Source organism: Xanthomonas albilineans, assembly GCF_002939705.1.
Taxonomy (GTDB): domain Bacteria; phylum Pseudomonadota; class Gammaproteobacteria; order Xanthomonadales; family Xanthomonadaceae; genus Xanthomonas_A; species Xanthomonas_A albilineans.
Genome location: NZ_MDCB01000005.1, coordinates 69,599 through 95,580, shown reverse-complemented (window position 1 = coordinate 95,580; position 25,982 = coordinate 69,599). Strand labels below are relative to the sequence as shown.

Here is a 25,982-nt window from a genome sequence, read left to right as displayed (position 1 = left end):
ACCGTCGTCAGGATAACGGGCTATTATCGCATGGCTGGCAGCAGAGGGTCGCCACAGCCCGGGGGACGGCCCCTCCTGGACCGCCCCTGGAACGCTGCCCAAGCAGCAGCCGGGCGCCAGACTCAGCCGCCGGCGCGCACCGCGACGAAGCTGGTGGTGTTGCGGTAGCTGATCAGCAGCATCACCACATCGCCCTTCTTGTAGCCGCTCAGTTGCTGGTTCAACGCAGCCACGCTCCCGACTGGCACGCGCCCGACCTGCAGGATCACCATGCCCGGGACCAACTGCGCGTCGCGGGCCGAACGGCCGGTCACCGCGGCGATGCGCACGCCCTTGCCCGGTTCCAGTCCCAATTGCTGACGCGAGGCGGCATCCAGATCCGCCACCTCGATCCCCAGCAACGCGTTGGCGCCATGGGCCGGAGCTGTGTTGTCGGCACCTGCGCTACGCGCGCCAGCGGTGCGGTCGTCGGCCAGAGCGGTCAACTGCACGCTGATGTCGCGCGGCTTGCCGTCGCGCAGAATGCTCAGGCGCACCTTGGTGCCAGGCTGCATCACCCCGATCATCGGCGGCAGATCGCTGAACGCACCAATCTCGGTGCCGTTAACGGCACGGATGACGTCGCCCACTTCCAGCCCGGCCCTGGCCGCTGGACCGCCCTCGACCAACTGGTTGACCAGGGCGCCACGCGTATCCGGCAGCCCCAGTCCTTGTGCCTTCAGCGCATCGATGGGGCCGACCATGACGCCGAGCTGGGCGCGGGTCACCTTGCCAGTCTTCTTGATCTGCTCGACCGCGCTCATCGCCAGGTCGATCGGGATCGCCAAGCTGATGCCCATGTAGCCACCGGAGGCGGAGAAGATCTGCGAGTTGATGCCGACCACTTCGCCACGGGTATTGAGCAACGGACCGCCTGAGTTACCCTGGTTGATCGCCACGTCGGTCTGGATGAATGGCACGTAGCGCTGGTCGGCATAGGGATTGCTGCGGCCGGTGGCGCTGACGATGCCCGCGGTGACCGAATGATCGAGACCGAACGGCGAGCCGATCGCTACCACCCACTGCCCGGACTTGAGCAGGTTGGAATCGCCGATCCGTGCCGTCGGCAGGTTCTTGCCGTCGATCTTCAACAACGCCACGTCGTACTGCTGGTCGCTGCCCACCACCTTGGCGGTGAATTCGCGGCGGTCGGTGAGTTTGACCTTGACCTCGCTGGCACCATCGATCACGTGATGATTGGTCAACACATAGCCGTCGGAGGAAATGATGAAGCCCGACCCCATGGAGCGGCCAGCGGGCGCGCCATCGTCATCGTCCGGCGCGCGCCCGCGCGGCTGCGCAGGCATGCCCGGCATTCCGTCCGGCCCGAAGAAGCGACGGAAGAATTCGGGAATCTGGTCGTCGTCGGGCATGCCGCCATTGGAACGCGCGGCCGCCGCGCGGCGGCTGATCGTGGATTCGACATTGACCACGGCCGGCCCGGCCTGCTCGACCAACCGGGTGAAATCGGGCAAACCAGCGACCAGTTGTGGCGCTGGTGCCGTCTGCGCGGCTGGCGGCGACGCGGCGGACGTACTGGGTGCATGCTGCTGCGCGCAAGCGGTCAACGGCATGATCAGGACCAACAGGCACAGTAGATTGTTGTGGATACGGTGAGTCATCGGACACGAGCCTTCGGTTCGAGGGAAGAGTTAGAACTTAGAACGAGGAAAAGATGCCGCGGTCACCATCCGCAGAGACGAAGCAAGGACTCCGACCGACGCACGCAATCAAGGCTGTTGCGAAGGTGGTGCGGCGACCGTAGCGCCTGCAGACAACTGCGGCTCGAACGGGTAAAACGCCGTCGAGGACGCACCTTGACTAGGAAAACTAGCCGTGAACTCGCTGCCGGAAGCCCCCTGAGGCAGCGGTGAGCGCGGCCACGGTCGTGGCTGCAAGGTAGGCGTCGCATGCCCGAACGGATCGCCTGCGCGCTGCGCGATCGCCGGCGCGGCGACTGCAGGAACGGCAAACGGGGGCGTCGCCTGCACCGGCGGCGCGGCAACCGCAGATGTCGTGACGGCAACCGCACGCGCGGGATGCTCGACCGCGACAGCGCCAGCCGCGCGCTCCACTTGCGCACGGCGCATCCCATCGCCACGGGCCTCGGCGTCCTGACGTCGAGGTGCCGCTGTTGCCACCGCCGGGGCAGCGACAACAGCGGCGGCGAGATCGTCCTGCGGATCGATGGGCGTCGGCTGGGGCGCTGGAAGCCGCGCCGGCGATGCAGCGGACGCAGACGCCTGTGTGGTGTCACTGGCGACCTGCGCCGGCGGCACTGCCGCGGGTGCCTCGGGCAAACGTTCGCGGGTCACGAATAAAGCGAGCCCCGCAACCGAGGCGGCCAACGCCACGCCGCCGCCCCAGCGCCATGTGCGGCGGTTGCCGGCAGCACCGAGCCGACGGGCCTGCACTTGCTGCGATGCCTCGGCCGCGACCGCCTCGCGCACGCGGGCACTGAAATCCGCTGGCGCCGGCACGCTGACACGGCCACGCAGAATCTCCCCGCACAATTGCCAACGCTCGTGGCAGCCGGCCAATTCTTCATCGTGCTGCAACCGACGCAACACGAAGCGTGCCTCGTCGGCCGGCAATTCGCCATCGATCAAGGCGGACAACTGCTGCCGGTAGTGCAGTTCGAACTTGTCCGGGACCACAGTGCCGGGAGGTGGCACGGGCTGGGGAAAAGGCGTGTTCTCGGTCATACGCGGTGTCGCTCACGAGTGGCGCTGTCGGTATCCAACAGGGGACGGAGTTGGGCGTCGATGGCTTCTCGCGCACGGAAGATGCGCGAACGCACCGTGCCGATCGGGCACCCCATCTTCTGCGCGATGTCCTCGTAACGCATACCGTCCACCTCGCGCAGGGTGATGGCGGTACGTAATTCTTCCGGCAGGGCATCGACCGCCTGCATCACCGTGCGCTCCAACTCCTGACGCATCAGCTCGCGTTCCGGCGTATCGGTGTCGCGCAGCCGCGCGCCGCTGTCGAACTGCTCGGCATCGAGCACATCGACATCGTCGGTGGGCGGCCTGCGCTTATGTGCAATCAGGTAATTCTTAGCGGTATTCACGGCGATCCGGTGCAACCATGTAGAGAACTGGGCATCGCCGCGGAAGCTCCCCATCGCGCGGTAGGCGCGAATGAAAGTGTCCTGGGCCACGTCCTGACATTCGCTCCAGTCGGCGATGTAGCGCCCGATCACGCCGACGACCCGGTGCTGGTACTTGCGCACCAGCACATCGAACGCCGCGCTCTCGCCGCGCTGCACACGCCGGACCAGTTCCGAGTCCAGCTCCTGGGATGTTTCGACATCGGCCATAGCGGGCCGCACTCCTGTCAGCCCAACCTACGTCGGACCGTATGACCGCCAATTCGGAAAAAAGTTCAGCGCTCCTCAACGGACCGCCGTCCCACCACGTTAACCAGAAGTCCGTTAGGCTGGCGCAAGACCAGCGGTCGCAAGACCCACGTCAATGCCGATACATTGGATTTGACGCTATGGAAACAACCTCTGGATGATAACGGCCTTCTCCATACACACACGAATGGTCCTCCCATGGTCTCAGGCTTCGATGGGCTCCGATTCAGTCACTGGCAAGCGGACATCCGCGACGACGGGGTCGTCGTACTCAGCCTCGATCGCCAGGACGCGCCCGTCAATGCGCTGTCGCAGGCCGTCCTGCTGGAGCTGGACGACCTGCTCGACCGCATTGCCATCGATCCGCCCAGGGGCGTGGTGATCCGTTCGGCCAAACCCAATGGCTTCATCGCCGGCGCCGACCTCAAGGAGTTCCAGGAATTCGACCGCCGCGGCACCGTCAACGACGCGATCCGGCGTGGTCAGGCCACCTTCCAGAAGCTGGCGGAATTGCCCTGCCCCACCGTCGCTGCGATCCATGGCTTCTGCATGGGCGGCGGCACCGAGATCGCGCTGGCCTGCCGCTTCCGGATCGCCTCCAGCGATGCGTCCACGCGCATCGGCCTGCCCGAGACCAAACTCGGCATCTTCCCCGGCTGGGGTGGCAGCGCGCGCCTGCCACAACTGATCGGCGCACCGGCGGCGATGGATCTGATGCTCACCGGGCGTACCGTATCGGCGGTGGCGGCGCGGGCGCTCGGCTTGATCGACAAGATCGCCGCGCCGGCCGTGCTGACCGATAACGCGGTGACGCTGGCCCTGTCCGGCAGCGCACGGCCATTCCAGCAGCGTGTCACTGCCTGGGCGACCAATACCTGGCCGGCGCGCAAACTGCTGGCGCCGCAGATGCGCAAGCAGGTCGCGCGCAAGGCACGAAAAGAACACTACCCGGCGCCGTATGCGCTGATCGACGTGTGGGAGCGCACCGGCGGCAGCGACATTCAGGCACGTCTGGACGCCGAGCGCAAAGCGGTGGTCAAGCTGGCCGGCACACCGACCGCGCACAACTTGATTCGCATTTTCTTCCTCACCGAACGGCTCAAGTCGCTAGGCGGCAAGGAGCACGGCATCCGCCATGTGCACGTGGTCGGCGCTGGCGTGATGGGTGGCGACATCGCGGCGTGGTCTGCCTACAAGGGCTTCGAAGTGACCCTGCAAGACCGCGAACAGCGCTTCATCGACGGCGCACTACGCCGTGCCGGCGACCTGTTCGCCAAGCGCGTCAAGGACGACAGCAAGCGCCCGGAGGTGGCGGCACGCTTGAAAAGCGACCTGAGCGGCAACGGCGTATCGACAGCCGACCTGGTGATCGAAGCCATCATCGAAAACCCGCAAGCCAAGTGCGACCTGTATCGAGAGCTGGAACCACGGATGCAGCCGAACGCGCTGCTCAGCACCAACACGTCCTCGATTCCGTTGAACGAGTTACGCGAACAGCTCCAGCACCCGGCGCAGTTCGGCGGCTTGCATTACTTCAACCCAGTGGCGCAAATGCCATTGGTGGAAATCGTTTGCCACGACGGCCTGCCACCGGAAAATCAAAAACGCCTGGCGGCATTCTGCAAGGCGATCGACAAGCTGCCGGTGCCGGTCGCCGGCACTCCGGGATTCCTGGTCAACCGGGTGCTGTTCCCGTACATGTTGGAAGCGGCCACCGCGTATGCCGAGGGCATTCCCGGCCCTGCGATCGATAAGGTCGCGGTGAAGTTCGGCATGCCGATGGGCCCGATCGAACTCCTCGACACCGTCGGCCTGGACGTGGCCGCTGGCGTCGGCGCGGAGCTGGCGCCATTCCTGGGCCTGCCAATTCCGGCGGCGCTGCAGACAGTGGAGCCGGGCAAGCGCGGCAAGAAGGACGGCAAGGGCCTGTACGTCTGGGAAAACGGTCGCGCCAAGAAACCCGAATTGACCAAGGACTACCGCGCGCCGGACGATCTGGAAGACCGCCTGATCCTGCCGTTGCTCAACGAAGCGGTGGCATGCTTGCACGACGACGTGGTCGCCGATGCCGATCTGCTGGATGCCGGCGTGATCTTCGGCACCGGCTTCGCACCATTCCGTGGCGGCCCGATCCAGCACATCCGCGCCGCCGGTGCCGACACACTGCTGGCACGCTTGCGCACGCTGCAAGCGCGCTACGGCGAGCGCTTCGCACCGCGCCCAGGTTGGGATTCGCCGGCATTACGCGAAACGCCGGTCTGAGATTCCACCAGGCCGGCAAGTTCGCAAGCGCGACGGACTGTCGCGGGTGCGTGGATTGAAACATCAGCAACGTCCGGCCAAGGAACAGCACGGCCTGGTCGCACCCTCACGGTCACGTTGATCGCGACGCATCGCACTGGAAACCGCTCGCGGCTACTGCCGCACACAGGCCAGTTCAAGAATGCGGAGGCACCTGCGCACGACCATGCCGGTGCGCGCCGTGGTCGTGGTCGTGGTCGTGCTCGTGCTCGTGCTCGTGCTCGTGGCTATCATGGTCGTGCTCACCACTCGCCACCGGAGTGCCGCACGGTGCCGCACCGCAATGGCCCGCCTCCATCTGCAAGGTGATGTGATCGATACCGAAACGTTCGTGCAACTCCTCGCGCAGACGCGCACGCAACACATCGCCATCGATGCCCTCGGCGAACACCACATGCGCGGTCATCGCCGGCGTACTGGAAGCCAACGCCCAGATGTGCAAGTCATGCACGCTCGACACGCCCGGTACCGCATGCAGATGACCGCGCACCGCCTCCATGTCGACTCCTTTGGGCACGCCTTCCAGCAACACATTGACCGCCTCGCGCAACAGCACCCAGGTCCGCGGCAGCACCCACGCCCCGATCAGGATCGCCAGGACCGGGTCGATCCATTTCCAACCTGTGAGACGCATCGCCAACGCACCGACAATCACGGCAACCGAGCCGAGCATGTCGCTCCACACTTCCAGATAAGCACCTTTCATGGTCAAACTGTCGCCACTGCCGGCCTTGAGCAGACGCATCGCGATCAGGTTGACCAGCAAGCCGAACGCGGCGATGCCGAGCATTCCAACTGTTGCGACATGCTGGGGTTGATGGAACCGCTGCAACGCCTCCCACAGGATGTAACCGGCCACCACGAACAACAGCGCCGCGTTGACCAGCGCCCCGAGCGCTTCCAACCGCGCATAGCCGTAGCTGCGCCTGGCATCGGGCGGACGCCGACTCAGCCGCACCGACACCAAAGCGATCATCAACGCCAACGCATCGGTGGCCATGTGCGCGGCATCGGAAAGCAACGCCAGACTGTTGGTGACAAGCCCCCCTGCCACCTCCACCATCAGGAACATGGCCGTCAAACCGAAAGCCCACCATAAGGGTACTTCGTGGCGGATCTGAGTCGGCGCGTGGTTGTGGTCGTGTCCCATGGAACACCTGGCAACGAAGCGATAAGGGAAGTGGACACCACCATACGCCGGTGCCAGCACGCAGACTATTACACCGTGGCGGCAATGCCATGCACCGGGGCACGCTTGCTGCGACTGCGAATGTCAGGGCAGCCAGCGCAGCAGCAGCACGCTGATGCTCGCCAGCGCCAACAGCGACAACGCCCCAGCCGCAAGCACACGACCGCCAGAGGCCAACATCGCTCGCAGGTTAACCGACAACCCCAGAGCCGCCATTGCCAGCAAGGTCAGCAGGGAAGAGGCAGATTGCGCCACTTCCACCAACGGCGCCGGCAGCAGTCCGCACGCACGCAATCCCATCATGCCGATAAAACCGAACACGAACCACGGCACCAGGGTATGGAGCGGCCTGCGCTGCGTCTGTCGGCGTCCACCGAGTACGCCCAGCAGCAGCAGCACCGGCCCCAGCATCACCACCCGCATCAACTTGACCAGCGTACCGACCTGGGCGCTGACGGCACTGACCGGTAGGGTCGCCGCGAGTACCTGCGGCACCGCATACACGGTCATGCCGGCCAGGATGCCGTAGTGGTGATGATCCAGTCCCAGTAACGGCACCGTCAGCGGCAGCACCAGCACCACCACGATGCCGAGTGCCGCGGTGAATGCGATCGAAGCGGCCACGTCCTGCGAATCGGCGTCGATGACCGGCGCGGCCGCCACGATCGCCGAATTGCCACAGATCGCGTTGCCGCAGGCAACCAACGTGGCCAAGCGCGGCGGCAGGCCAAACGCGCGGCCGATGCCGTAGCCGATCCCGATGGCCAACAGCACGACAGCGGCAATCGTGATCAGCAGCCAGCCACCAGCCGCACCGATGGCGGCGAGGCCGACTGTGGCCCCGAGCAGCACGATTGCCAGTTCCAGCGGCAATTTGGCGGCGAAGGCGACTCCGTCATGAACGCACGATGGCAGCGTGCATGCGGTACGCAGCAACGTGCCGAGCACGATCGCGAACACCAGCGCATCGATCCACCGCCGCCCCAACCACTGCAATTGCCCCCACTCGACCAACCACGCCAACAGCGCAATGGCCACCGCCAACGCGCCACCCGGCAGCAGCCTTTTGGCGCTCCACCCCATCGTGTACATCGTGTCGCGCTCCTCGAAATGACCACAGGATGTGCCTACGCACCCTTCTGATCCATCGGATAATTGTGCACACTTCATTCGCATGAATCGAATGGTTCCATCATGCCCCTGGAACAACTCGCGCTATTCGTCGCAGTCGCCGAACGCCAGCATCTGACCTTGGACGCACACGCCGCGCACCGCACACCGTCTGCGGCCAGTGCCGCGATCAAGGCACTGGAGCGCCAGTACGGCGTCACGCTGTTCGATCGCGTCGGGCGCGGCATCGTCCTGACCGCCGCCGGCGCTGCGTTCTGCGAGGATGCCCGGGCGATCCTGGCGCGCCGCCGCGCCGCCGAACTGGCCTTGAGCGAATGGCGCGGCGTGCTGCGCGGCACCCTCGACCTGCACGCCAGCCAGACCGTCGCCAGCTACTGGCTGCCAGCCCGGCTCATGGCGTTCCATGCGCGCTATCCGCAGATCCAAGTGCGGCTCAGCGTCGGCAATACCGAGAACGTGGCGCGCGCGGTAAGCGAAGGACGCGCCGAATTGGGCTTCGTCGAAGGCCACGTGCAGGCGCCGGAACTGCACGCGTCGGCACTGGACCACGATCGACTGAGGGTAGTCGCTGCACCAGGGCACCCGCTGGCAGGGCAACGACGCTTCGGCCTGCCTCGGCTGGTCGAGCGCGGCACCTGGATCATGCGAGAACCTGGCTCGGGCACACGCTCGGCGTTCGAGACAGCATTGCGTGCCACCGGGATTGCTCCGGACCGACTGCGCGTCGCGCTGACCTTGCCCTCCAACGAGGCGGTTTTATCGGCGGTGCATGCCGGCGAGAGCCTGGCCGCGATCTCGCAACTCGCCGCCGCGCCGTGGCTGGAAAGCGGACGCCTACGTGGCATCGGTGCACCGCTGGACGCACGCAGCTTTTACGCCCTGAGGCATCGCGAACGCAGCCTCGGTGCCGCCGCGTCCGCACTGCTGGCGCTGCAAACACCGGCCACGGCAGGCTGATCCGTCACGCCCGATCTCCCGCGCCAGCACTGCATTGGCATGCGAATGATTTGATTCAATTTCCAAGTGCAACACTCCGCGATCGAACTCCGCAATCACCTAGTATTGGCATGGGAAAACAATACCGTCATTTGAGTTGCGAAGAACGCGCGTTTCTGCAGGTCGAGCGCGGCAACGTGGAAACAATGAGAATACCAACGAAATTCTGCGTCAATTCATGCCCAAGGGGGCAAACCTTTCCGAGGCAAACCAGGAATATCTAAATAATGTCGCTGATCTGATGAACGCTCGATCACGCTAGACGCTCGACTGGCAGACGCAAAATCAGGCGCTGGAAAAAAGAGCGCTAAATTCAACTGACGTATCGCGCTTGCAAGTTGAAACCGCCCTGCTAGGCATGGAAATTAAAACCGCGAAATTCGACACACTTTCGACGCTTGACACTCGCGCATTCACCGGTTACCAATGATTGCGAAGGCGGGCATATGCTGGTGCGCTAGGACGCTTTCCTCACCACTACTCTTAGCCGTTTCGAAGGATCGATCGTCGCATGCTTCAATCCCTCTCCACGCTATTGCTTGACGGCCTTCTCCTGGCCCTGCCGATCATCGGCATCGTCCGGCTTCGTGGTGGCAGGCTCAATCGGGTGAAGCTGGCCGCCATCCTCGCGGCAATGCTCAGCGCACGCGGCATCCAGGCAACCGCCGGGGTACCGGAGCAGGCGTTGCCGATCCTGGAGGCAGTGTTGATCGGCGCATTCACCCTGTTCGCGATGGTGGCGTCCGCTCGCCATGCAAACCGCCGTACCGGTCGAGAACACACGCCATGACCCTGTTCCGCCAGGAAGTGCTGCAAGCACGTCGCAACAGTTGGCTGGGCGGCATCTCCTTGGCGCAGCCCGTGCGGGCATGGGTGCTCGCCAGCGCCGCCGGGATCGTGGCGGCGTCCGTCTTGGTCTTCCTGTGCATGGGCACCTATACCCACCGCTCCACGGTGACCGGGCAACTGGTGCCGATCAAGGGCTTAGCCACGGTGATGGCGCCGGCCACTGGCGTCGTGAGCCGGCTGGAGGTCAGCGAAGGGCAACGGGTCAAGGCCGGGCAGATGCTCGCCGTGGTCACGGTTCCGCGCGCGGCATATTTAGTATTTCCAGAATACCTGGAAATCGCAATCCTGAGGCGAATTAACTCAGGCTAAAATGGAGTAGGATATGTACGAGCTAAGCGCAGATGAAATTAACATGGTATCAGGGGGCTTGGGGCTTGCCGACTTCACAGGTGCAGCCGGCGGCTATCTAGGCGGCGAAGCCGGAGCAGAAGGGGCAATGATTGGACTCGGCATTGGTGGCCACATAGGAGGAGCTATCGGCGCTGCAATCGGATTTGGCGTCGGCTACTACATTGGCAAGTCAGTTGTAGAGGGTTGACTTAATCATGGTGGGGCATTGAAAAATGCCCCACCATTACAATAAAAAATTATATGAAAAAAATAAAATACCTAGGACTCAACCAACAGCTCAAGGATCGCCCCAAAGTTATATTTTACATTTCACTTTTCCTTGCGGGATATATAGCAGCACACTTGATTGATCATGGCACTACTGCGTTACTTGGCTGCATTGCGGGAATTGCCGGGCACTGGAAAGCCACATGGATATCAAAAGTCGAAGTTTCAATCGCTAATTTCCGTGACATTGAAGAATTCCTGATTTCCAATAGATATGTATTTAATAAAAATAAAAATTGCTGGGAGCCTGATATTCATAGACTACTGAGATTTGACGCTCAAGACGTCATGATCAAAAAGGACGATAATTTACCACTTGTTATCGGCCCTTTTTACATCCTAAGGAAAATGCTTTCCAATCCAATCTTTCAATGAGGGCGTGGCAAGAAATTTTCATCCCATACTGAACACATAGTCAAAAACCCATTTTGACCGTTTCAAAGGATCGTCCCGTGCTTCAATCGTTCCCCACGATATTGCTTGACGACCTTGTTCTGGCGCTGCCGATCATCGGCATCGTCCGGCTTCGCGGTGGCAGACCCAAGTGGACAACGCTGGCCGCCATCCTCGCGGCGTTGATGAGCGCACACTGCATCCAGGCAACCGCCTGGCTACCCGAGCAAGCGTTGCCGATCCTGGAGGCAGTGTTGATCGGCGCATTCACCATGTGCGCGATGGTGGTGTCCGCTCGCCATGCAACCCGCCGCACCGGCCGAGAGAACAAGCCATGACCCTGTTCCGCCAGGAAGTGCTACAAGCACGCCGCAACAGTTGGCTGGGCGGCATCTCCTTGGCGCAGCCCGTGCGGGCATGGGTGCTCGCCAGCGCCGCCGGGATCGTGGCGGCATCCGTCTTGGTCTTCCTGTGCATGGGCACCTATACCCACCGCTCCACGGTGACCGGGCAACTGGTGCCGATCAAGGGCCTGGCCACGGTGATGGCGCCGGCCACTGGCGTCGTGAGCCGGCTGGAGGTCAGTGAAGGGCAACGGGTCAAGGCCGGGCAGATGCTCGCCGTGGTCACGGTCCCGCGCGCGACCCTAGGCAGCGGCGACACGGAAGTGGCACTGCAACACCAATTGCGCCAGCGCGGCGAAGGCTTGAAATCATCCGAGCAAGCACAGTTGCAGCAATTGGATGCGCAAGAGCAGGGCCTGCGTGCGCAGCTAGCCAATCTGCGCCAGGAATTGGTGCAAGTGGATGCAGAAGTCACCACCCGTCGCAACCAGATCGCGCTTGCCAATGAGGTGCTGCAACGCTGGCGCCAATTGCAGGACGACAAATACGTCAGCGTGTTGCAAATCAAGCAGCAGGAATCCACCGCCCTGGAATACACCAGCCAGATGCAGGCCTTGCAGCGGCAGGCGACGGAGATGCGACGCAGCGCGGCGCAGATCGAACAGCAACTACGCGTGTTGCCGGGGCAGCGCGGGGGCGTGCAGGCCGATTATCGACGGGATGCGGCGGCGGTGGAACAGGAACAGGTGCAAACCCAGGTCAATGGCGCCTTGGTGGTGACGGCACCGGTGGCAGGCGTGGTGGCCACACAGATGGCAAAACCTGGGCAAGCGATCCAGCTCGGGCAGCCGCTGCTGAGCGTGGTGCCGGGCGATGGACGCCTGGAAGCCGAATTACTGGTCCCCAGCCGTGCCATCGGCTTTATCGCCCCTGGGGATACCGTGTTGCTGCGCTATCAAGCCTTCCCGTATCAAAAGTTTGGTCACCAGCAAGGCCACCTGAGCCGGATCAGCCGCAGCGCGCTGAGTTCGAGTGAACTGGGCGCGTTGATCGGCAATGCTCAGCAGGGGGAACCGTATTACCGCGTCACCGTTGCGCTGGGGCGGCAAAGCGTCATGGCCTACGGCAAGCCCGAAATGCTCAAGCCGGGGATGCTGTTACAAGCCGACATCATCGGCGAGCGGAGAAGGCTGATCGAATGGGTGTTTGAACCTTTGTTGTCGCTTGGTAGGTGATTGGTTTGGATGCATCGACGGAAGCGATCCCTGTAATCAAGATGTTCAAGAGTGCTTTGTGAGTGAGATCGCCAGCCAATCGCTGACACCTACGGTGCAAGGTATGCCCCCTCATCAGTGGAGAAGTACGATGCGCGATATGACAATTGGAGAAATCATGGACGCGTTCGAAAGTCGCCAGTCACAACCTGATGCATCTGGCACCGCTGCAGGAAGCTGAAGTTTTTCCTGCATGAGTGCGCGACATGTACGCAGCGCGGTTGCCGCCTTCACTACAAGGCGGCGGCGGTGACCAAACGCTGCGTGCTGGGCTGTGAATCAACCTGCGGTGCAATCCGAAAATTTATCGGAATGCATATCAGGGGATTTTTCGAGCCCCCCCCCCATAACTCGCAGCATCGCTGCGCGCCGACCAGGAACAATTCAAAGTACAGATCTGGCAATTGAATTCCCCGCAGCAAGTACCTGCGGCTCAAGACGATCCACGCAGCAAAATTAGGACCTGCATGGACGTAACCCCCTTGCGGATGGGGGGATTTGAATACCACCGCACATCTAGGAAGGAGTTAACCATGTTTGACGAAAACGCTTCGATCAAGCCGGTAGGTCTGGAAATGGCACGTGAACTTAGTGCTGAAGAGCTAATGAGTGTCGGTGCTGGCGGGGGTGAGACTACCCATAGCGCTACTGGCAAGGTTACGTCTGGTGGCGACTGGGAAGCTTCAGTAACTGTTGATTGGTAATATCTTCTTAGCATATTGGCAAAAGCCCTCCCTCCGCCTTGCGGCGGAGGGAGTTAAACGGATCAGGGAGCTAACCCTATGGGACCAGCGCACATCATCGTGGGGAATTCTGAAGATATCCATGCTGTGGCCGTAGCATGGGCGCTTGAGCGGGCGGGTGCATGCGTTGTGTTATGGGATGGAATCGGTGTATCTGATAGTTCAGTCGTTACACACTTCCCTACTAGTGCGGGTTCCGATTTGCGCATGGGAAAAGAGAGGATCAACGACGTACGTTCACTGTGGTTCAGGCGCCCAGTACCTTACCAGCCGCTGGCTGGACTAGATCCGGTGTCTCTGAAATTCACGCGCAACGAACTTCAGAGCGCGCATGGATCGCTAGCTGCGGCTCTTCGCTCCAAGGCTTCATTCATAGTTGGGGATTGGCATCCAATCGATGCAGGCATGAAAGGGCTCCAGCTCGATGCTGCAGTCGCATGTGGATTCCACATTCCAGATACGGTGATCACGAACGATCCTGCTGTCGTTGCTGATTTCCGCGCAAGACAGGAAAATCTCTTAGTGAAGCACTTCACTCCACACTTTTGGTCGAGCGAGCAGAATCGAAAGTGCTGGCAGTGTGGGCCTGTGGTGATCCCACAAGATCGAAAAATCGACGATGCCAGTATCCGTGCATGCCCAGCGATCTACCAGACTTTGGTGAATAAAGCGTTTGATCTTCGAATCACAGTGATTGGACATCGTATTTTCTCTGCGAGAATTGTGGGGCATAATGGAACTGCGCTACTGGATTGGAGGCCAAGCTCAGTAAAGCCAGGTGAATTACGCATGGATTGGTACGACGTCGACGCAAGAACACGCACCTCAATCAACGCGCTGATGGAAAAGCTTGACCTGCGATATGGCTGCATCGACCTTGCGGTCGACTTGCAGGGAAACGTATTTTTCTTCGAGGTCAACACTGGCGGTCAATTTCTATTTATTGATGACCACATCCCCGAGATGAACCTCCTTGGCGAGATGGCCGGTTTACTCCTTGCCGGATCATCGGACTACCAGGCATTGCCATGGGATGTGGCAAACCTGCCTGACTTTGAGAGTAGCGATCGGTACGTCGAGTTTCGCGCTGCAACACAGCGCTTCCGACAGAACGACCGCGTGATTACCCGTATAGACCAAGATATGGTGGCCATATGAGACTTGTTAGCGCACTGGGACTAGCGTCCCTGCTCTTCATAGATTCGTGCGGGGCGGTTGATCTGAGTCAAGCAATGGATGCATGCCCCGGCGCAGCGAAGTTCATTCAAGCACAAATTTCCCGGCAGCTGGCGGCGGGGCCACCTAAGGCACCGGTGGTAACAGATGAAGCAAAGCGGCATCGCATTCTGGAGCACGAAGAGGAGGATCAGCGGCTCTACGAGCAGTTGGCATCCGGAAGCGTCAATCCAACTGCCCTTAAGGAACTGCAAGCACGGAATCTGCGCTATCTCCACAAAGAACTGGGGCATGCAGTATCCATTCCCTCTATTGACGAAGTGGGACGCGACGGGCTTGCTGCACTTTGGCTACTTATTCAACACGCTGATGGAGATGTTGAACTTCAATCAAAAGCACTAAAGAAATTTGAACCCATGGTTAAAAGTGGTGAAATAGATGCAAGCAAGTTCGCCTTGCTATCGGACAGAGTGCTTCTGGCATCAGGAAAGCCTCAACGCTTCGGTTCGCAACTACGATCGCCTACTACGGGCGAGCCGCTGGACGTAGGTAATTCCGTCGCGATCGAACGTGAACGGGATGCACTCGGGCTGATGAAGCTCGCCGACTACCGCTGTATCAGTGAACAACTCTACAAAAATTCTCATTAATGACCGCCCCTGATTCTGTAAATTAAAGTGTGTAACTATCCTTTGACAGGCTGACGAGGAAATATGCACAATGCATTTCAATTCGGATGAGATTTTCCCGCACGCATCATACAGATGGTCAGCATGGCCACCGCCATTGGGATGTACACAAGAGTGGGGGTTCAGCAGTACGGCGTGCCATCTTGCAATGGCATCCATTTGACCCAATCATTTTGTCAATCCCTGGCGAAAATTCGATGCCCCCCATTTTTTACGGGCATGGCACGTTGCCCACTGGGAAGGAAGGAGAGGCTATGTTGGTGGCGGAAGGAGGCCCCAGGGTTTTGGCGGCGAAGTATCGTGATTGGCTGGAGAAATTTCATAACGAGGAGAGGATTTTTACATTCGTGCGGGCGTGAACTATAAAATACTGGAACGTGCGGATCAGTAGGTAAAAAAGAATCCTGGGAAGCTGGATGAGTACAAGCTTGATGAAAAGACCGCGGAATATACCTATACAACCACCCCGTCTGTATGGGTTCCTCAGCGCGCTACGCTGGAAAAATATGGAGTTAATGGGTAATAGTATTGTCAGAAATACAACAATGAAATAGTTCAGGATGCAATAAAGAAGGCTGGTATCAAGTCAGCGTTCGTATTGGAATTGATGGGTCTGCTTGCAGATGGGCGCTTGAACCTTTGTTGTCGCTTGGGAGATGATCGGTTTCGATACATCGACGGAAGCGATGTCTGTAATCAAGATGTTCAGGCGTGCTTTGTCAATGAGATCGCCAGATAATATTCTGGCACCTACGGTGCAAGGCATGCACCATCATCAGTGGAGAAGTACGATGCGCGACATGACAACTGAAGAAATCATGGAAGTGAGTGGTGGCAGCCCTGCATCTCAGCTCAATGGTTTTGCTGACTTACTAATTGCAGGAGGCACACTGTCTCTAGGGACTGGCGTTCTGGCTGGTGCCGGAGGGTTTGCCCTGGGCCTGGGAGGCAGTATCAAATTGGGCTTGGTCTTAACTGATTCAATTTAATACTAATGGTGCCCCTGAGCATGTTCGGGGGCATTTCATATCGAGGATTCGAAATGAAAGTGATACACAAAAAGCTGCTTGCATGCGCGATCGCAGCGGTTTCATTTTTACTTTTTTCCATTGCCTTCATGGTGCATGAAGAATGGCCATTCCCGTTGGTTGGTTGGCTGACTGGAACTTTTTTTTATGCATTCGGATTGATGTCTATTTACAACTATATCCTTGGCTCTCACAAAGGACATTTTTTGTACTTTAGAATGCTATTGGTGTATTTGATTTTATCAATCGTCTTTTTGATCCGCTCTTGCGGGATTTTCATCGGAATTGGATACTGGATTACTGGCTCATTAATTCTTTTTGTTCTCTGGATGATTATCCGTCCACATCAATCAAAAATAATGGCAGAGAAGGCTGCAGGAATAAGGCGAGACTATTTTTCGGAAGACCAATATTGAATAAAATAAAGATGATTTCGCACAACCAATGGATGCGATTATTTATCACAAATCAATAATATCAACATGAAAAATATTTTTCCACTTCTGTCTGCGCTATGCATCTGCTTATTAGCCTCGATAATTTCCGCCTTCTTTTATGAACACCTTATCATTCGCTACCTTGTGATTGCGCTTGGCGTTATCATTTCAGTATTTACATATAAGGAAATTTCTCAAAATTCAGATTCATAGGAAATTTGATAATCCAATGAATATAAAATTAAATTCATGCCTTTCTTGATTCATTGCACACTCCTCGGCACGCGACCTTCGAAACACATCTCTCCGATGTTTTTCAAAGTTACTTTGAAATAAATAGCTCAGCGCCTCCTTGATTAAATTAATCAAATACTTTTCACTTGAGAACCATTTAAAAAAGAGGCGACAGTGGCTTCGATTAAATATTTCCGCTGGGAATTAAGCCTTAAAAGAAGGATCATCCCCTTTCAGTCAATTAGCCAACTAGCAAGCTTTTTTTCTATCTTTTTTTCGCTGAAATACTTGTTTTTCCCCTAATAGAAATCCTCCCAGGAGATATTGAGGATAAGATATTTATCATGATTCCATCCATCCTTCTATCATTTTTCCCACTTTACGAAGTTACCCCCAAAAGCTTTATTATCGAAGGAATCAGCGCCACTGAAATCTGCTATAAAATCGAAGAAAAACTAGATGAACTTGGATACGAAAGGTGCGAGAAGCAGACTGAATTTGTATATTTCAGTAAACTCCCAAAGATTATCTCCTGGAAAGAAAATTCATTGAGATTAATCGACGTGAAAGATGGCTGCAAATTTATCGCCCCCAAATTGATTTCTAAAAAAATCCATGATTTTTGTGCGGAACTTTTTTGAATTTCAACAAATGCAAACGCGAAAATCGAACTTTGACAAACATGATGTCGTTCAAACGCCTTGTGGAGCATGTCTCAAGTGAATAGCTCAACTCCCCCTTAATCCGCTGAATTGATAACCGGCATAATGGCGTAGTATCACGTATTGAAAATATGTATCATGCATTGGAATTCAGACAATAGCTTCCCCCACGCACCAGACAGATGGTCAGCATGGCGACCGCCTTGGGGACGTCGATTAGAGGGTGAATCCGCAGTACGACGCGCCACCTGGCAATGGCATCCATTCGACCCGATCATCGTGTCGATCCCAGGCGAGAAGTCGATGCTCCCGCCCATTTGCTTTGCACGCATGGCATCTGAAATTCAAAAAATAATGCATTTTCAATACCTCGCGTTATTTTCCCTGATGCTATGCATGACACTAGGTTTCGCCATTGCAAGCTTTGAAACCCATGCCAGCTATTTCATCAAAGCAAGCGCTGCAATTGCATTATTTTCCACTTTTTTGATTTTTCAATACATATTTATTTTTAGAAAATTATCCAGTCTATGCGAATATTCTCGATTTTCCGCATGGTGTTATCTACAACCGAAAAGGCAAACACTTTCAATCGCCGTCATGATGATAGCGATCGGCGGAATTCAGCTCTACCTACAGACGCGCGCCGGTAACATTTTCAGTCTAATTGAGCATTACGGGCTTGTTTTCCAAGATGCGCCGCGCCAACCATGGCGCTATTTCAGCGGGCCTTTCCTGCACTCCGGTGTTGCACACTGGGCAGCCAATTTTTCTTTACTCATGGTTGCAGCCGGCATTTCTTTCTCGCTTGGCCGGGCGCTGGTTATTTGGCTGACGTTCTTATCCGGAGTATTGTCGCCCGCATTTTCATTGACATTCCTCCCGCATTGGGTCGGCTCGGATGCATTTCTGGGCATCTCTGGCGGAGTATTTGCGTTATATGGATGGATTGCCGGCATATCGCTACGCAATCGTCGAATATTCCCTCCCGCCCTTGGGTGGCTGCTTGCCTATTTCGCACTGGTAACGATGTTGGCTTCCTCATTGCTCTCTCCTCGCACGAGTTGGTTTGCACATGCATCGGGTTGGCTGCTGGGGCTTGCGATTGGCTTATTGGAGATAGGATTCAAGCATGATCTTAAAAAACCAATACTGCCATCTTCAGAAACTGGAGCGATCTGAGCGATGAAAGCGATTTTGCAAGCAGAAGCGAGCGAATGCGGGCTGGCGTCATTGGCGATGGTGGCATCGGCGCATGGCATGCAACTTGGCCTGCCCGAGTTGCGGCGGCGCTTCCACTTGTCGCTCAAGGGTATCAGGCTCAACAAGTTGGTCCAGATTGCACAGGCGCTGGGCTTCTCCACCCGCCCTCTGCGGCTGGAGATGGAACAACTGGATCAACTCGCCCTGCCTTGCATCCTGCACTGGGATCTCAACCACTTCGTGGTACTTGCCAAGGTTGGCAAAACCAAAGCGACGATCCTCGACCCAGCCATCGGCGAGCGCAGGTTATCGCTCAGCGAAGTGTCCCAGCACTTTACCGGCGTGGCACTGGAGCTGACGCCTACTACCGAGTTCAAGCAGCACAAGGCAGCCCCTTCCATTTCCGCACGCCAACTCACCGGCCCCATCCGTGGGCTGTGGAGTGCGCTGTCGCAGATCGCATTGTTGTCGATGGCGTTGCAGGTCTTCGTCATCCTGGCGCCGTTCTACACGCAATGGGTGGTGGACCAAGTGCTGGTGTCGGCGGACCGCGATTTACTCGTGGTGCTCGGCCTGGGTTTTGGGTTGGCGCTGCTGCTGCAAGTCGGCATTGGCCTGCTGCGTGGTTGGTCGGTGGTCTCTCTCTCTTCCCGGCTCGGATTGCAGTGGATGAGCAACGTGTTCGCGCATTTGCTCAAGTTGCCGCTGGACTTTTTCGAAAAACGGCACCTGGGGGACGTCACCTCGCGCATGTCGTCGGTGCAGACCATTCAACACACGCTCACCACCAGCTTTGTCGAGGCGATGATCGATGGCGTGATGGCGATGGTGACGCTGGTGCTGATGCTGGTCTATAGCTGGAAGTTGGCATTGGTGACGCTGCTGGCCGTCGCGCTCTATCTTGGTATCCGCGCAATTGCCTATCGGCCCATGCGCGACCGCGCCGAACAACAATTGGTGGCCGCGGCCAAGCAACAGACACATTTGTTGGAATCGCTGCGTGGCATGCAAAGTTTGAAAGTGACCGGCGAAGAATCGGTGCGCCGTTCCGCTTACGAAAACTTGCTCAACGACACCGTCAATCAGGACGTGAAGCTGGCGCGGATGTCCCTGGGCTTCAATACGGCCAGCCAGTTGGTGTTCGGCCTGGAGCGCATCGCGGTGATCTGGATCGGCGCCTGGTTGGCGTTGGACAACGTATTTTCGGTCGGCATGCTGGTCGCCTACCTGGCCTATAAGGACCAATTCGCCACGCGCGTGAGCGGGTTGATCGACAAATGGATCGAGTTCCGCATGCTGCGCCTGCATGGCGAGCGGCTGGCCGATATCGTGTTGACTCCGCCAGAAGACGATCACGCATTACCGCACGCGCTGCCACCCGCCGAGCCAAGCATCGAGGTGGAAGGGCTGTCGTTTCGCTACGCCGATGGCGAGCCGTGGGTGCTCAAGGACTGTCGCTTCACGATTGTGCCGGGGGAATCGGTGGCCATCATTGGCGGGTCTGGTTGCGGTAAAACGACGCTGGTCAAGCTATTGCTGGGGTTACTCACGCCCAGTGCTGGGACGATCCGCATTGGCGGGCACGACCTGCACAAACTCGGCCCGCGCAATGTGCGCGCGATGGTCGGCGCAGTGATGCAAGACGACCAGTTGTTCGCAGGCAGTATCGCCGACAACATCGGTTTCTTCGATACGGATTTCGACCTGGAACGGATCGAGGCGGCGGCGCAGTTGGCGGCGGTGCATGAGGATATCGCCGCGATGCCGATGGGCTATCACAGCCTGATCGGCGACATGGGGAGTTCGCTTTCGGGCGGCCAGAAGCAGCGGATTATTCTCGCGCGTGCGCTGTATCGGCAGCCGAAGCTACTCTTCCTCGACGAAGCCACCAGCCATCTGGATGTCACCCGCGAGCGCCTGGTCAACGAGGCGGTGAAGCACTTGCAACTGACCAAAGTGATCGTGGCGCACCGCCCCGAAACCATTGCCAGCGCTGACCGCGTCCTGGTAATGGAGCATGGACGGATCGTGCAAGAATTGAGGCCGCAACCATCGCCGGAGATGCCACGTCTTGAAGATCAGGTCTTCAGTGCTTGAGTATAGGCAACAAGAGTGGAATGACCGATTTCCAAGCGCGCCCACCGCACTGAATTTTTTGAATTTCCTTGGAACATGGAATGCACATGTATAAACTAAATGGCATTCAATATAGCCTTTGCTTGGCTAGTTTAGCATTTTTAATATCTTTCACGAAACCGAGTGGCTGGTGGAAATTTTATGCAATATTTGCATTGCTAGTAACAATATGGTTTTTATGTTCGAAGTTTTCCAATAAGATTAAATGGAAAAATTAGTCGCTCCTGAAAAATCATGCGCTTGCGTCAACACCTCAATCCGATGGAACAGGCGCAGCATCCTGCCACCACGCCAGCAGCGCGGCGCAATCGGCGAAGTGCAGATCGGCCAGCGCCGGCCAGGGATTCTCCGCACGCAGCAACACCGTGGCGGCCCCGGCATGGCGACCGCATTGCAGGTCGTATTCGTGATCGCCCACCATCGCCATCGCCTGCGGCGCCACGCCCCAGTGTTCGGCTAGCTGCAGCAGGCCGCCCGGATGCGGCTTGGGCGGGGCGTCGTCGCGGCCGAGGATGGTCACCGCGTCGAACAGATCGTGGAGTGCGATCTCTTCCAGGGTCAGTTGCGCCAGTTCGCGCGCATTGCGGGTCAGCACGGCCAACCGACAATCGGCCTTATGCAGCGTCCGCAGCAGCATAGCAGCACCGTTGGCGGCGATCGCTTGCTGCGCCAATGCGCGCTCGTGTTCGAGCAACCAAGCATGCTTGGAGGCGCGCTGCGCTTCCGGCAATGTCGCCAGGTGCTGCAGAATATCGGCCTGCAGCGGGATATCCAGGACACGGCGAATCGAGCTGAAATCGTGCACCGCGCGAGTCAGTGTACCGTCCATGTCGAACACCCAATGCCGCACTTGGCGCAATCTCTGTGCCTGCGGCGTGGCGGCATGCATGCGGCTCAATCCCATCCCGGCATCTGCGCGCCGTCCAGCCCGCCGGTCTCGAACACCGCCGTGCGCGTCCCGCCCGCCTTCACTGGAAAGGTGATCTGCAACACCGTGGTCTTGCGCGCCAGCTTCCACAGCGCCTTGTTGTCGGTGATGAACATGGCGATGGCTTCGTCCGTCTTCGGGCGGCTCGCCGCAGCGGGACGCGGCGCGCCGGCATCGGCCTTCAATTCCACCTTGCAGCCGTTGGCGCAGCGGAAATCGCCGGACTGCAACACCAGGTAGGCGCTGCGCTTCCACTCGGGATGATCGCGAAACACCAGTTGCACCGGCTTCGGTCCGCTGCCGTCCACGTCCACCTTGTCACGGCTGTACAGCATCGCCGCGCGCTGCATGCCCTTGCCGGCCGGCACCTGCGAATACTGCCAGGCGGCCTGCATGCGCCGCAGTTCGCGCGCGGCCTCGCCTTTGGCCTTGACCTCTGCGTAGCCGGGCCGGATGCGTTCGGCGGCAGCGGAGTCGGGATACTGCTGCTGCAATGCGGCGCCGTGAATCCGCGCCAATTCCCAGTTGGCGGATGCGGCGGCGGCGGCGTATTGCTTGGCCAGGTCCTCGGCGGCCTGCGCCTTGGCCTGCGCTTGAGCGGCGGCTTGCGCCTTACGTTCGGCTTCGTGGTCGCCGCAACCGACCAGGGCAACAGCGCACAGCGCACCGAGCAGGAGACGTTTCATCGTGGGGTTCCTCGTTGGATCAGGGTTGCGATCGCCTGCGCGACGTCGTTGGGTTTTTCGACAATGGACATGTGGCCGCAGCCATCCAGCATCACCTGGATCGCCTGCGGCAGGCGCTGCGCGTACAACGCCAGCGCGCTGGCATCGATCACCGCATCCTGCACGCAGTACAGCAGCAAGACCGGCTGACGGATCAATGCGGCTTGCTCGAATGGCAGGAACGCCTCCTCGCCGCGACCGATCCGTGCGAGTACCTGCTGCTCGAAATCGGCCTCTCGGCGGCGCCAGGCGACCACCAACGGCACCGCCCATGCTGGGATGCGCGGCTTGCTGCGTTCGAGCAGGAACGCGGTATCGATGTAACGGCGCAGCGATGCGGCATCGTGCACTGCAAACGGGTTATGACCTTCCAGCACCGTCTGGCCGAACGCGTTGTCGGCAAAACGCACGCCGGCCGCATTGAGCAAACCGACCCGGTCAAATCGCGCGGGATAACGCGCGGCAGCCAACGCGGCAATGCCACCGCCCATCGAATGCCCAATCAGCACGCACTCGCTGCCGGCACGGCGCACGCAGTGCGCGGCGAATGCGGCGACGCGTTCAGCCTGCGCGAGGAAACCATAATCTTCGCCGGCAATGCGCTGGCTCTCCGCCCAGCCAGGCAGATCGGGGATGATCAGGTGATAGCGCGTGCCCAGCGCACGCGCCAGCGGCAGCCAGTTTTCCTTGCTGCCGGTGAAGCCGTGCAGCAGCAATAGCGTCGGCGCGGTAGGCTCGGTCGCGGCGCGTTGCAAATACGTCCAGCGATGTCCGGCGACCTGCGCCTGACGCCGATGCAACCTACTGCCGCAGCGCTGACGCAGGCCTTCCAGGCGCAGCAGCAGGAATGGCTTGTGCCGCAACAACAGCACAACGCCCAATAACAACGCCAAGGTCACGGCAAGCACGGTGAACACACACCACAGCAACGACGCGATCAACGCCATGGAAAAACCCGCAAGCACAAACATGACATGCGTTCAGACGGCCGCGTCGGCTTCGCCAAGATGGATCGCCAGCCAAACGGTGGCCTGGTCCAAGTCGGTGAAGCTCACCCAATGCGGCGTGTGCGCCGGGATCAACAGGTCATCGCCAGGCGCAAGCGCGACCTCCTGGTCGTGCACGACCACGCGTGCGTGGCCGTTCAACACCATCACCCATTCATCGTGCGCTTGCAGATAGGGCGTTTCCTGGGGAGTAGTTTGCCCATGCGAGACGATGCGTTCGATGCGGCAGCCGGGGCGTCTGAGCAATTCGGTGAAGACTTCGCCGCCGGCGGCATCCGGCAACGGCGTCAGCCGCTTCCCGAACATGGTGCAGATATGGGTCATGTCAGGGCATTCTCCTCGGCAGATGCAAGCCGGCGCGATCGGGCTAGCCCTGGAAGCGCAGGACCAGGACGACGGCGAATGCTGGGAAGCCGGGTCGGCATTGGCGGACGAAGGGCAGGCACGCATGGACGATGAGGCCATCGGAACGGCCGAGGATAGCGCGAATGCCCAGCGCCGGGATCGCCACCGGCATCGCGCGCGCCACCTGTCTCGTCTATGAATGCGACCGGCTCAATGCGCGACAGCGCCGGCCTTGGCCTTGTCCAGCATCTCCTGCACCGACGCCGTGGTGATCGGGTGGTAACCGGGCTTGGCCTGGGCGAAGACTTGCTCGGCGAACGCCAGACCATCCGGGGTCTTCACCAGCTCCGCGTAGACCGGCAGGATCAGCCGGCGACGACCGATGCGGGCGATGAACTCCCCAGCCGCCGGACGCGCGTCGAGGTCGCCGCTGCGGATGGCCAGCGGGTACCAGCGCATCGCGATCTCGCCGTTCGGCGTGCCGGTGAAATGGTAGGCCGCGTCGAGCTGTTTGATCTGTTCAAGCGTGAGTACAGGCGGCAGGCCACTGAGGAAACGCACCCACTCCTGCGTGCTCCAGGCGTCGGTGATCTGCTTGCCCGGCAAGATGCCACTCCCGCTCCAGGCGATGCGTGCGGTATCGACCATCGTGAAATTGCGCGAACGCGCCTTCTGCGCGAAGACGGGAATGCCCGGCTCGTCCAGCCACGCATGCAACTCCTGCGCACTCACCGCATCGGGCTTTTTGGCCAGCAGATGGGTTTTCAGATAATCGACGAATTGGTCGGTGTTGGCGCTCTGGAAGGCATGGTCATCGAACCAACCGCGCAGGAACGCATCGAACGTGTCGCGACCGAAGCGCTGCTCCAGAAATTGCAGGAACCAAGCGCCTTTGACATAGGCGATCTGACTCAGGGCATCATCCGGATCGCGCTCGGTCAGCGGTGGCAGCGCCAGCAGCTGGTCGGTCGGCCGCATGCCCTTCAGATCGGCCAGTAAATCGGTCTGGTCGATCTGACGCTCCATCTCCGCCGCTTCGGCACCGTACAGCGCTTCTGTGATGCGCGCCTGCACATAGGTGGTGAATCCTTCGTTGAGCCAGATGTCCTTCCAACTGGCGTTGGTCACCAAGTTGCCGGACCAGCTATGCGCCAGTTCGTGCGCGATCAACGACACCAGCGACTTGTCGCCGACAATCACGGTCGGCGTGGCGAAGGTCAGGCGCGGATTCTCCATGCCGCCGAACGGGAACGACGGCGGCAACACCAGCATGTCGTAGCGGCCCCAGCGATACGGGCCGTACAGCGTCTCGGCGGTGACGATCATTTTTTCGGTGTCCTCGAACTCCTTGGCCGCCTTGTCGGCCATCGCCGGTTCGGCCCACACGCCCGAGCGCGCGGAGATCGGTTTGAACACCAGGTCTCCGGCGGCGATGGCCAGCAGATAGGACGGAATCGGCTGCGGCATCTTGAACGTGTAGTCGCCGTCGCGCACCGCGTTCGGATCGTTGTCGGCGCTCATCAGCACCATCACATCCGGGCGCGAAACCACATGCGCGCTGTAGGTGAAGCGCACGCTCGGGGTATCCTGCAACGGCACCCACGAGCGCGCGTGGATGGCTTGCGATTGGCTGAACATGAAGGGCAGTTTCTTGCCCTCGGTCATCGCCGGTTCCAGCCACTGCAAGCCTGAGGCAGTGGCGGAGGTATGGTAAGCGATGGTGATTTTCTGCGGCCGGTTCGGCGCTTCGATCGTCAGCTTGCTGCCGTAGATCGCGTTGGCCGGCGCCAGCGTGTACTGCAGCGGCGCCAAGTGGCCCTTGCCATCGTCGGCCTGTACCTTCTCGATGGTGAGCTCACGGGTGTCCAAGACCAATTGCTTGGCGTTGCGATCCTTCCAGTCCAAGGTATAGGTCGCGGTGCCACCGATCTGCTTGTGGTCGAAATCCAGCTTGAGATCCAGCGCCAGATCCTTGATGACGACCTTGGACGGCTCGGCGTACGAGGTCTCGTCGTGACTACGATCCACGCGCGGTGCGGCAGCAGGCGTTACGGGAGCCGCGGCGACAGGAGCCTGTTCATTGGAACAGCCCGCCATGCCGAGCGCGACAGTCAAGGTCAACAACAAGGGGGATCGCATACAGGCCAACCCATCGGGCAAAACCCGATTCTAAC

General features: G+C 59.3%; 26 protein-coding genes and 2 pseudogenes. 18 read left to right on the top strand and 10 right to left on the bottom strand.

Annotation, left to right across the window (positions count from 1 at the left end; all coding sequences use genetic code 11):
• Positions 1–122 precede the first annotated feature (122 nt).
• From XalbCFBP2523_RS06400 to rpoE, 3 genes are all read right to left on the bottom strand, one after another.
• Positions 123–1,661: a DegQ family serine endoprotease gene (locus XalbCFBP2523_RS06400; protein WP_045766222.1), complete on the bottom strand. Its 1,539-nt coding sequence runs from the start codon at positions 1,659–1,661 to the stop codon at positions 123–125.
• A gap of 108 nt (positions 1,662–1,769) precedes the next feature.
• Positions 1,770–2,744 (bottom strand): sigma-E factor negative regulatory protein, encoded by a 975-nt coding sequence (locus XalbCFBP2523_RS06395; protein WP_045766223.1) that lies wholly within the window; start codon positions 2,742–2,744, stop codon positions 1,770–1,772.
• Entirely contained in the window at positions 2,741–3,361 is a 621-nt protein-coding gene (rpoE, locus tag XalbCFBP2523_RS06390) for an RNA polymerase sigma factor RpoE (RefSeq protein WP_045760981.1), read from the bottom strand. Before rpoE ends, XalbCFBP2523_RS06395 begins: the two co-directional genes overlap by 4 nt.
• 237 nt (positions 3,362–3,598) lie before the next feature.
• Here rpoE and XalbCFBP2523_RS06385 point away from each other — a divergent pair, with 237 nt between their 5' ends.
• Positions 3,599–5,662: a 3-hydroxyacyl-CoA dehydrogenase NAD-binding domain-containing protein gene (locus XalbCFBP2523_RS06385; RefSeq protein WP_045766224.1), complete on the top strand. Its 2,064-nt coding sequence runs from the start codon at positions 3,599–3,601 to the stop codon at positions 5,660–5,662.
• A gap of 175 nt (positions 5,663–5,837) precedes the next feature.
• Here the strand turns inward: XalbCFBP2523_RS06385 and XalbCFBP2523_RS06380 are convergent, their stop codons facing one another.
• The gene (locus XalbCFBP2523_RS06380) at positions 5,838–6,851 is read right to left on the bottom strand and encodes a cation diffusion facilitator family transporter (RefSeq protein ID WP_045766225.1); all 1,014 of its coding nucleotides are present in this window, start codon (positions 6,849–6,851) and stop codon (positions 5,838–5,840) included.
• 123 nt (positions 6,852–6,974) lie between these two features.
• Positions 6,975–7,982 (bottom strand): YeiH family protein, encoded by a 1,008-nt coding sequence (locus XalbCFBP2523_RS06375; RefSeq protein ID WP_045766226.1) that lies wholly within the window; start codon positions 7,980–7,982, stop codon positions 6,975–6,977.
• A 102-nt stretch (positions 7,983–8,084) separates the two neighbouring features.
• Between XalbCFBP2523_RS06375 and XalbCFBP2523_RS06370 the strand changes: the two genes are divergently transcribed.
• The 16 genes and pseudogenes from XalbCFBP2523_RS06370 to XalbCFBP2523_RS06300 all read left to right on the top strand — a co-directional run bounded on the left by XalbCFBP2523_RS06370 (position 8,085) and on the right by XalbCFBP2523_RS06300 (position 20,764).
• Positions 8,085–8,978 carry a LysR family transcriptional regulator gene (locus XalbCFBP2523_RS06370; protein ID WP_045766227.1) on the top strand — a complete coding sequence of 298 codons (894 nt, stop codon included), beginning with the start codon at positions 8,085–8,087 and terminating at the stop codon, positions 8,976–8,978.
• Positions 8,979–9,150: 172 nt separating this feature from the next.
• Positions 9,151–9,359: pseudogene (locus XalbCFBP2523_RS17055) on the top strand (IS30 family transposase); the annotation flags it as partial.
• 169 nt (positions 9,360–9,528) lie between these two features.
• On the top strand, positions 9,529–9,807 hold the full coding sequence (locus tag XalbCFBP2523_RS06360) for a hypothetical protein (protein WP_045766228.1): 279 nt from the start codon (positions 9,529–9,531) through the stop codon (positions 9,805–9,807).
• A pseudogene (locus tag XalbCFBP2523_RS06355) lies at positions 9,735–10,112 on the top strand (hemolysin D); the annotation flags it as partial. The gene XalbCFBP2523_RS06360 and the pseudogene XalbCFBP2523_RS06355, both read left to right, overlap by 73 nt.
• Positions 10,113–10,188: 76 nt before the next feature.
• Complete coding sequence (locus XalbCFBP2523_RS06350; RefSeq protein WP_230599131.1) at positions 10,189–10,404, top strand: hypothetical protein; 216 nt, start codon at positions 10,189–10,191, stop codon at positions 10,402–10,404.
• 53 nt (positions 10,405–10,457) lie between these two features.
• Positions 10,458–10,859 carry a hypothetical protein gene (locus XalbCFBP2523_RS06345; protein WP_080928151.1) on the top strand — a complete coding sequence of 134 codons (402 nt, stop codon included), beginning with the start codon at positions 10,458–10,460 and terminating at the stop codon, positions 10,857–10,859.
• Between the two features lie 77 nt (positions 10,860–10,936).
• A complete protein-coding gene (locus tag XalbCFBP2523_RS06340) occupies positions 10,937–11,215 on the top strand; it encodes a hypothetical protein (protein WP_045766230.1) in 279 nt (92 codons plus the stop codon).
• On the top strand, positions 11,212–12,456 hold the full coding sequence (locus tag XalbCFBP2523_RS06335) for an HlyD family secretion protein (RefSeq protein WP_045766231.1): 1,245 nt from the start codon (positions 11,212–11,214) through the stop codon (positions 12,454–12,456). The genes XalbCFBP2523_RS06340 and XalbCFBP2523_RS06335 overlap by 4 nt, the downstream gene beginning before the upstream one ends.
• Before the next feature lie 572 nt (positions 12,457–13,028).
• Positions 13,029–13,199, top strand: a complete 171-nt coding sequence (locus XalbCFBP2523_RS06330) for a hypothetical protein (protein WP_230599134.1) — start codon at positions 13,029–13,031, stop codon at positions 13,197–13,199.
• A gap of 330 nt (positions 13,200–13,529) precedes the next feature.
• Positions 13,530–14,396, top strand: a complete 867-nt coding sequence (locus XalbCFBP2523_RS06325; RefSeq protein ID WP_230599137.1) for an MvdC/MvdD family ATP grasp protein — start codon at positions 13,530–13,532, stop codon at positions 14,394–14,396.
• A gap of 74 nt (positions 14,397–14,470) precedes the next feature.
• Positions 14,471–15,064: a DUF6624 domain-containing protein gene (locus tag XalbCFBP2523_RS16550; protein WP_155394557.1), complete on the top strand. Its 594-nt coding sequence runs from the start codon at positions 14,471–14,473 to the stop codon at positions 15,062–15,064.
• A gap of 695 nt (positions 15,065–15,759) precedes the next feature.
• Complete coding sequence (locus XalbCFBP2523_RS16545; protein WP_155394558.1) at positions 15,760–16,092, top strand: hypothetical protein; 333 nt, start codon at positions 15,760–15,762, stop codon at positions 16,090–16,092.
• Positions 16,093–16,145: 53 nt separating this feature from the next.
• On the top strand, positions 16,146–16,547 hold the full coding sequence (locus XalbCFBP2523_RS06310) for a hypothetical protein (RefSeq protein ID WP_146084049.1): 402 nt from the start codon (positions 16,146–16,148) through the stop codon (positions 16,545–16,547).
• Between the two features lie 599 nt (positions 16,548–17,146).
• Complete coding sequence (locus tag XalbCFBP2523_RS16295; protein ID WP_146084048.1) at positions 17,147–17,443, top strand: hypothetical protein; 297 nt, start codon at positions 17,147–17,149, stop codon at positions 17,441–17,443.
• Between the two features lie 324 nt (positions 17,444–17,767).
• Complete coding sequence (locus tag XalbCFBP2523_RS06305; protein ID WP_230599141.1) at positions 17,768–18,646, top strand: rhomboid family intramembrane serine protease; 879 nt, start codon at positions 17,768–17,770, stop codon at positions 18,644–18,646.
• 3 nt (positions 18,647–18,649) lie between these two features.
• Positions 18,650–20,764 carry a peptidase domain-containing ABC transporter gene (locus XalbCFBP2523_RS06300; protein ID WP_045766234.1) on the top strand — a complete coding sequence of 705 codons (2,115 nt, stop codon included), beginning with the start codon at positions 18,650–18,652 and terminating at the stop codon, positions 20,762–20,764.
• A gap of 292 nt (positions 20,765–21,056) precedes the next feature.
• On the opposite strand, the gene XalbCFBP2523_RS06295 is transcribed toward XalbCFBP2523_RS06300, so the two are convergent.
• From XalbCFBP2523_RS06295 to XalbCFBP2523_RS06280, 4 genes are read right to left on the bottom strand one after another with little or no spacing between them, the layout of a single operon-like run.
• Complete coding sequence (locus XalbCFBP2523_RS06295; RefSeq protein WP_196297625.1) at positions 21,057–21,692, bottom strand: HAD family hydrolase; 636 nt, start codon at positions 21,690–21,692, stop codon at positions 21,057–21,059.
• Between the two features lie 5 nt (positions 21,693–21,697).
• Complete coding sequence (locus XalbCFBP2523_RS06290; RefSeq protein WP_045766236.1) at positions 21,698–22,417, bottom strand: hypothetical protein; 720 nt, start codon at positions 22,415–22,417, stop codon at positions 21,698–21,700.
• The gene (locus tag XalbCFBP2523_RS06285; protein ID WP_045766237.1) at positions 22,414–23,403 is read right to left on the bottom strand and encodes an alpha/beta fold hydrolase; all 990 of its coding nucleotides are present in this window, start codon (positions 23,401–23,403) and stop codon (positions 22,414–22,416) included. The genes XalbCFBP2523_RS06290 and XalbCFBP2523_RS06285 overlap by 4 nt, the downstream gene beginning before the upstream one ends.
• Positions 23,404–23,436: 33 nt before the next feature.
• Positions 23,437–23,787 carry a cupin domain-containing protein gene (locus XalbCFBP2523_RS06280; RefSeq protein WP_045766238.1) on the bottom strand — a complete coding sequence of 117 codons (351 nt, stop codon included), beginning with the start codon at positions 23,785–23,787 and terminating at the stop codon, positions 23,437–23,439.
• On the opposite strand from XalbCFBP2523_RS06280, the gene XalbCFBP2523_RS06275 reads away from it, so the two are divergent.
• Positions 23,786–24,007 carry a hypothetical protein gene (locus XalbCFBP2523_RS06275; RefSeq protein WP_146084047.1) on the top strand — a complete coding sequence of 74 codons (222 nt, stop codon included), beginning with the start codon at positions 23,786–23,788 and terminating at the stop codon, positions 24,005–24,007. The two genes, XalbCFBP2523_RS06280 and XalbCFBP2523_RS06275, sit on opposite strands and share 2 nt — an antisense overlap.
• An 11-nt stretch (positions 24,008–24,018) precedes the next feature.
• Here the strand turns inward: XalbCFBP2523_RS06275 and XalbCFBP2523_RS06270 are convergent, their stop codons facing one another.
• A complete protein-coding gene (locus XalbCFBP2523_RS06270) occupies positions 24,019–25,947 on the bottom strand; it encodes a M1 family metallopeptidase (RefSeq protein WP_045766240.1) in 1,929 nt (642 codons plus the stop codon).
• Positions 25,948–25,982: the final 35 nt, after the last annotated feature.

What these genes read in the sequence shown, in the direction of transcription:
- XalbCFBP2523_RS06400 (WP_045766222.1), bottom strand. Translation starts at nt 1,661, where the DNA reads ATGACTCACCGTATCCACAACAATCTACTGTGCCTGTTGGTCCTGATC.
- XalbCFBP2523_RS06395 (WP_045766223.1), bottom strand. Translation starts at nt 2,744, where the DNA reads ATGACCGAGAACACGCCTTTTCCCCAGCCCGTGCCACCTCCCGGCACT.
- rpoE (WP_045760981.1), bottom strand. Translation starts at nt 3,361, where the DNA reads ATGGCCGATGTCGAAACATCCCAGGAGCTGGACTCGGAACTGGTCCGG.
- XalbCFBP2523_RS06385 (WP_045766224.1), top strand. Translation starts at nt 3,599, where the DNA reads ATGGTCTCAGGCTTCGATGGGCTCCGATTCAGTCACTGGCAAGCGGAC.
- XalbCFBP2523_RS06380 (WP_045766225.1), bottom strand. Translation starts at nt 6,851, where the DNA reads ATGGGACACGACCACAACCACGCGCCGACTCAGATCCGCCACGAAGTA.
- XalbCFBP2523_RS06375 (WP_045766226.1), bottom strand. Translation starts at nt 7,982, where the DNA reads ATGTACACGATGGGGTGGAGCGCCAAAAGGCTGCTGCCGGGTGGCGCG.
- XalbCFBP2523_RS06370 (WP_045766227.1), top strand. Translation starts at nt 8,085, where the DNA reads ATGCCCCTGGAACAACTCGCGCTATTCGTCGCAGTCGCCGAACGCCAG.
- XalbCFBP2523_RS06360 (WP_045766228.1), top strand. Translation starts at nt 9,529, where the DNA reads ATGCTTCAATCCCTCTCCACGCTATTGCTTGACGGCCTTCTCCTGGCC.
- XalbCFBP2523_RS06350 (WP_230599131.1), top strand. Translation starts at nt 10,189, where the DNA reads ATGTACGAGCTAAGCGCAGATGAAATTAACATGGTATCAGGGGGCTTG.
- XalbCFBP2523_RS06345 (WP_080928151.1), top strand. Translation starts at nt 10,458, where the DNA reads ATGAAAAAAATAAAATACCTAGGACTCAACCAACAGCTCAAGGATCGC.
- XalbCFBP2523_RS06335 (WP_045766231.1), top strand. Translation starts at nt 11,212, where the DNA reads ATGACCCTGTTCCGCCAGGAAGTGCTACAAGCACGCCGCAACAGTTGG.
- XalbCFBP2523_RS06330 (WP_230599134.1), top strand. Translation starts at nt 13,029, where the DNA reads ATGTTTGACGAAAACGCTTCGATCAAGCCGGTAGGTCTGGAAATGGCA.
- XalbCFBP2523_RS16550 (WP_155394557.1), top strand. Translation starts at nt 14,471, where the DNA reads ATGGATGCATGCCCCGGCGCAGCGAAGTTCATTCAAGCACAAATTTCC.
- XalbCFBP2523_RS16545 (WP_155394558.1), top strand. Translation starts at nt 15,760, where the DNA reads ATGATCGGTTTCGATACATCGACGGAAGCGATGTCTGTAATCAAGATG.
- XalbCFBP2523_RS06310 (WP_146084049.1), top strand. Translation starts at nt 16,146, where the DNA reads ATGAAAGTGATACACAAAAAGCTGCTTGCATGCGCGATCGCAGCGGTT.
- XalbCFBP2523_RS16295 (WP_146084048.1), top strand. Translation starts at nt 17,147, where the DNA reads ATGATTCCATCCATCCTTCTATCATTTTTCCCACTTTACGAAGTTACC.
- XalbCFBP2523_RS06305 (WP_230599141.1), top strand. Translation starts at nt 17,768, where the DNA reads ATGCTCCCGCCCATTTGCTTTGCACGCATGGCATCTGAAATTCAAAAA.
- XalbCFBP2523_RS06300 (WP_045766234.1), top strand. Translation starts at nt 18,650, where the DNA reads ATGAAAGCGATTTTGCAAGCAGAAGCGAGCGAATGCGGGCTGGCGTCA.
- XalbCFBP2523_RS06295 (WP_196297625.1), bottom strand. Translation starts at nt 21,692, where the DNA reads ATGCATGCCGCCACGCCGCAGGCACAGAGATTGCGCCAAGTGCGGCAT.
- XalbCFBP2523_RS06290 (WP_045766236.1), bottom strand. Translation starts at nt 22,417, where the DNA reads ATGAAACGTCTCCTGCTCGGTGCGCTGTGCGCTGTTGCCCTGGTCGGT.
- XalbCFBP2523_RS06285 (WP_045766237.1), bottom strand. Translation starts at nt 23,403, where the DNA reads ATGGCGTTGATCGCGTCGTTGCTGTGGTGTGTGTTCACCGTGCTTGCC.
- XalbCFBP2523_RS06275 (WP_146084047.1), top strand. Translation starts at nt 23,786, where the DNA reads ATGTCAGGGCATTCTCCTCGGCAGATGCAAGCCGGCGCGATCGGGCTA.
- XalbCFBP2523_RS06280 (WP_045766238.1), bottom strand. Translation starts at nt 23,787, where the DNA reads ATGACCCATATCTGCACCATGTTCGGGAAGCGGCTGACGCCGTTGCCG.
- XalbCFBP2523_RS06270 (WP_045766240.1), bottom strand. Translation starts at nt 25,947, where the DNA reads ATGCGATCCCCCTTGTTGTTGACCTTGACTGTCGCGCTCGGCATGGCG.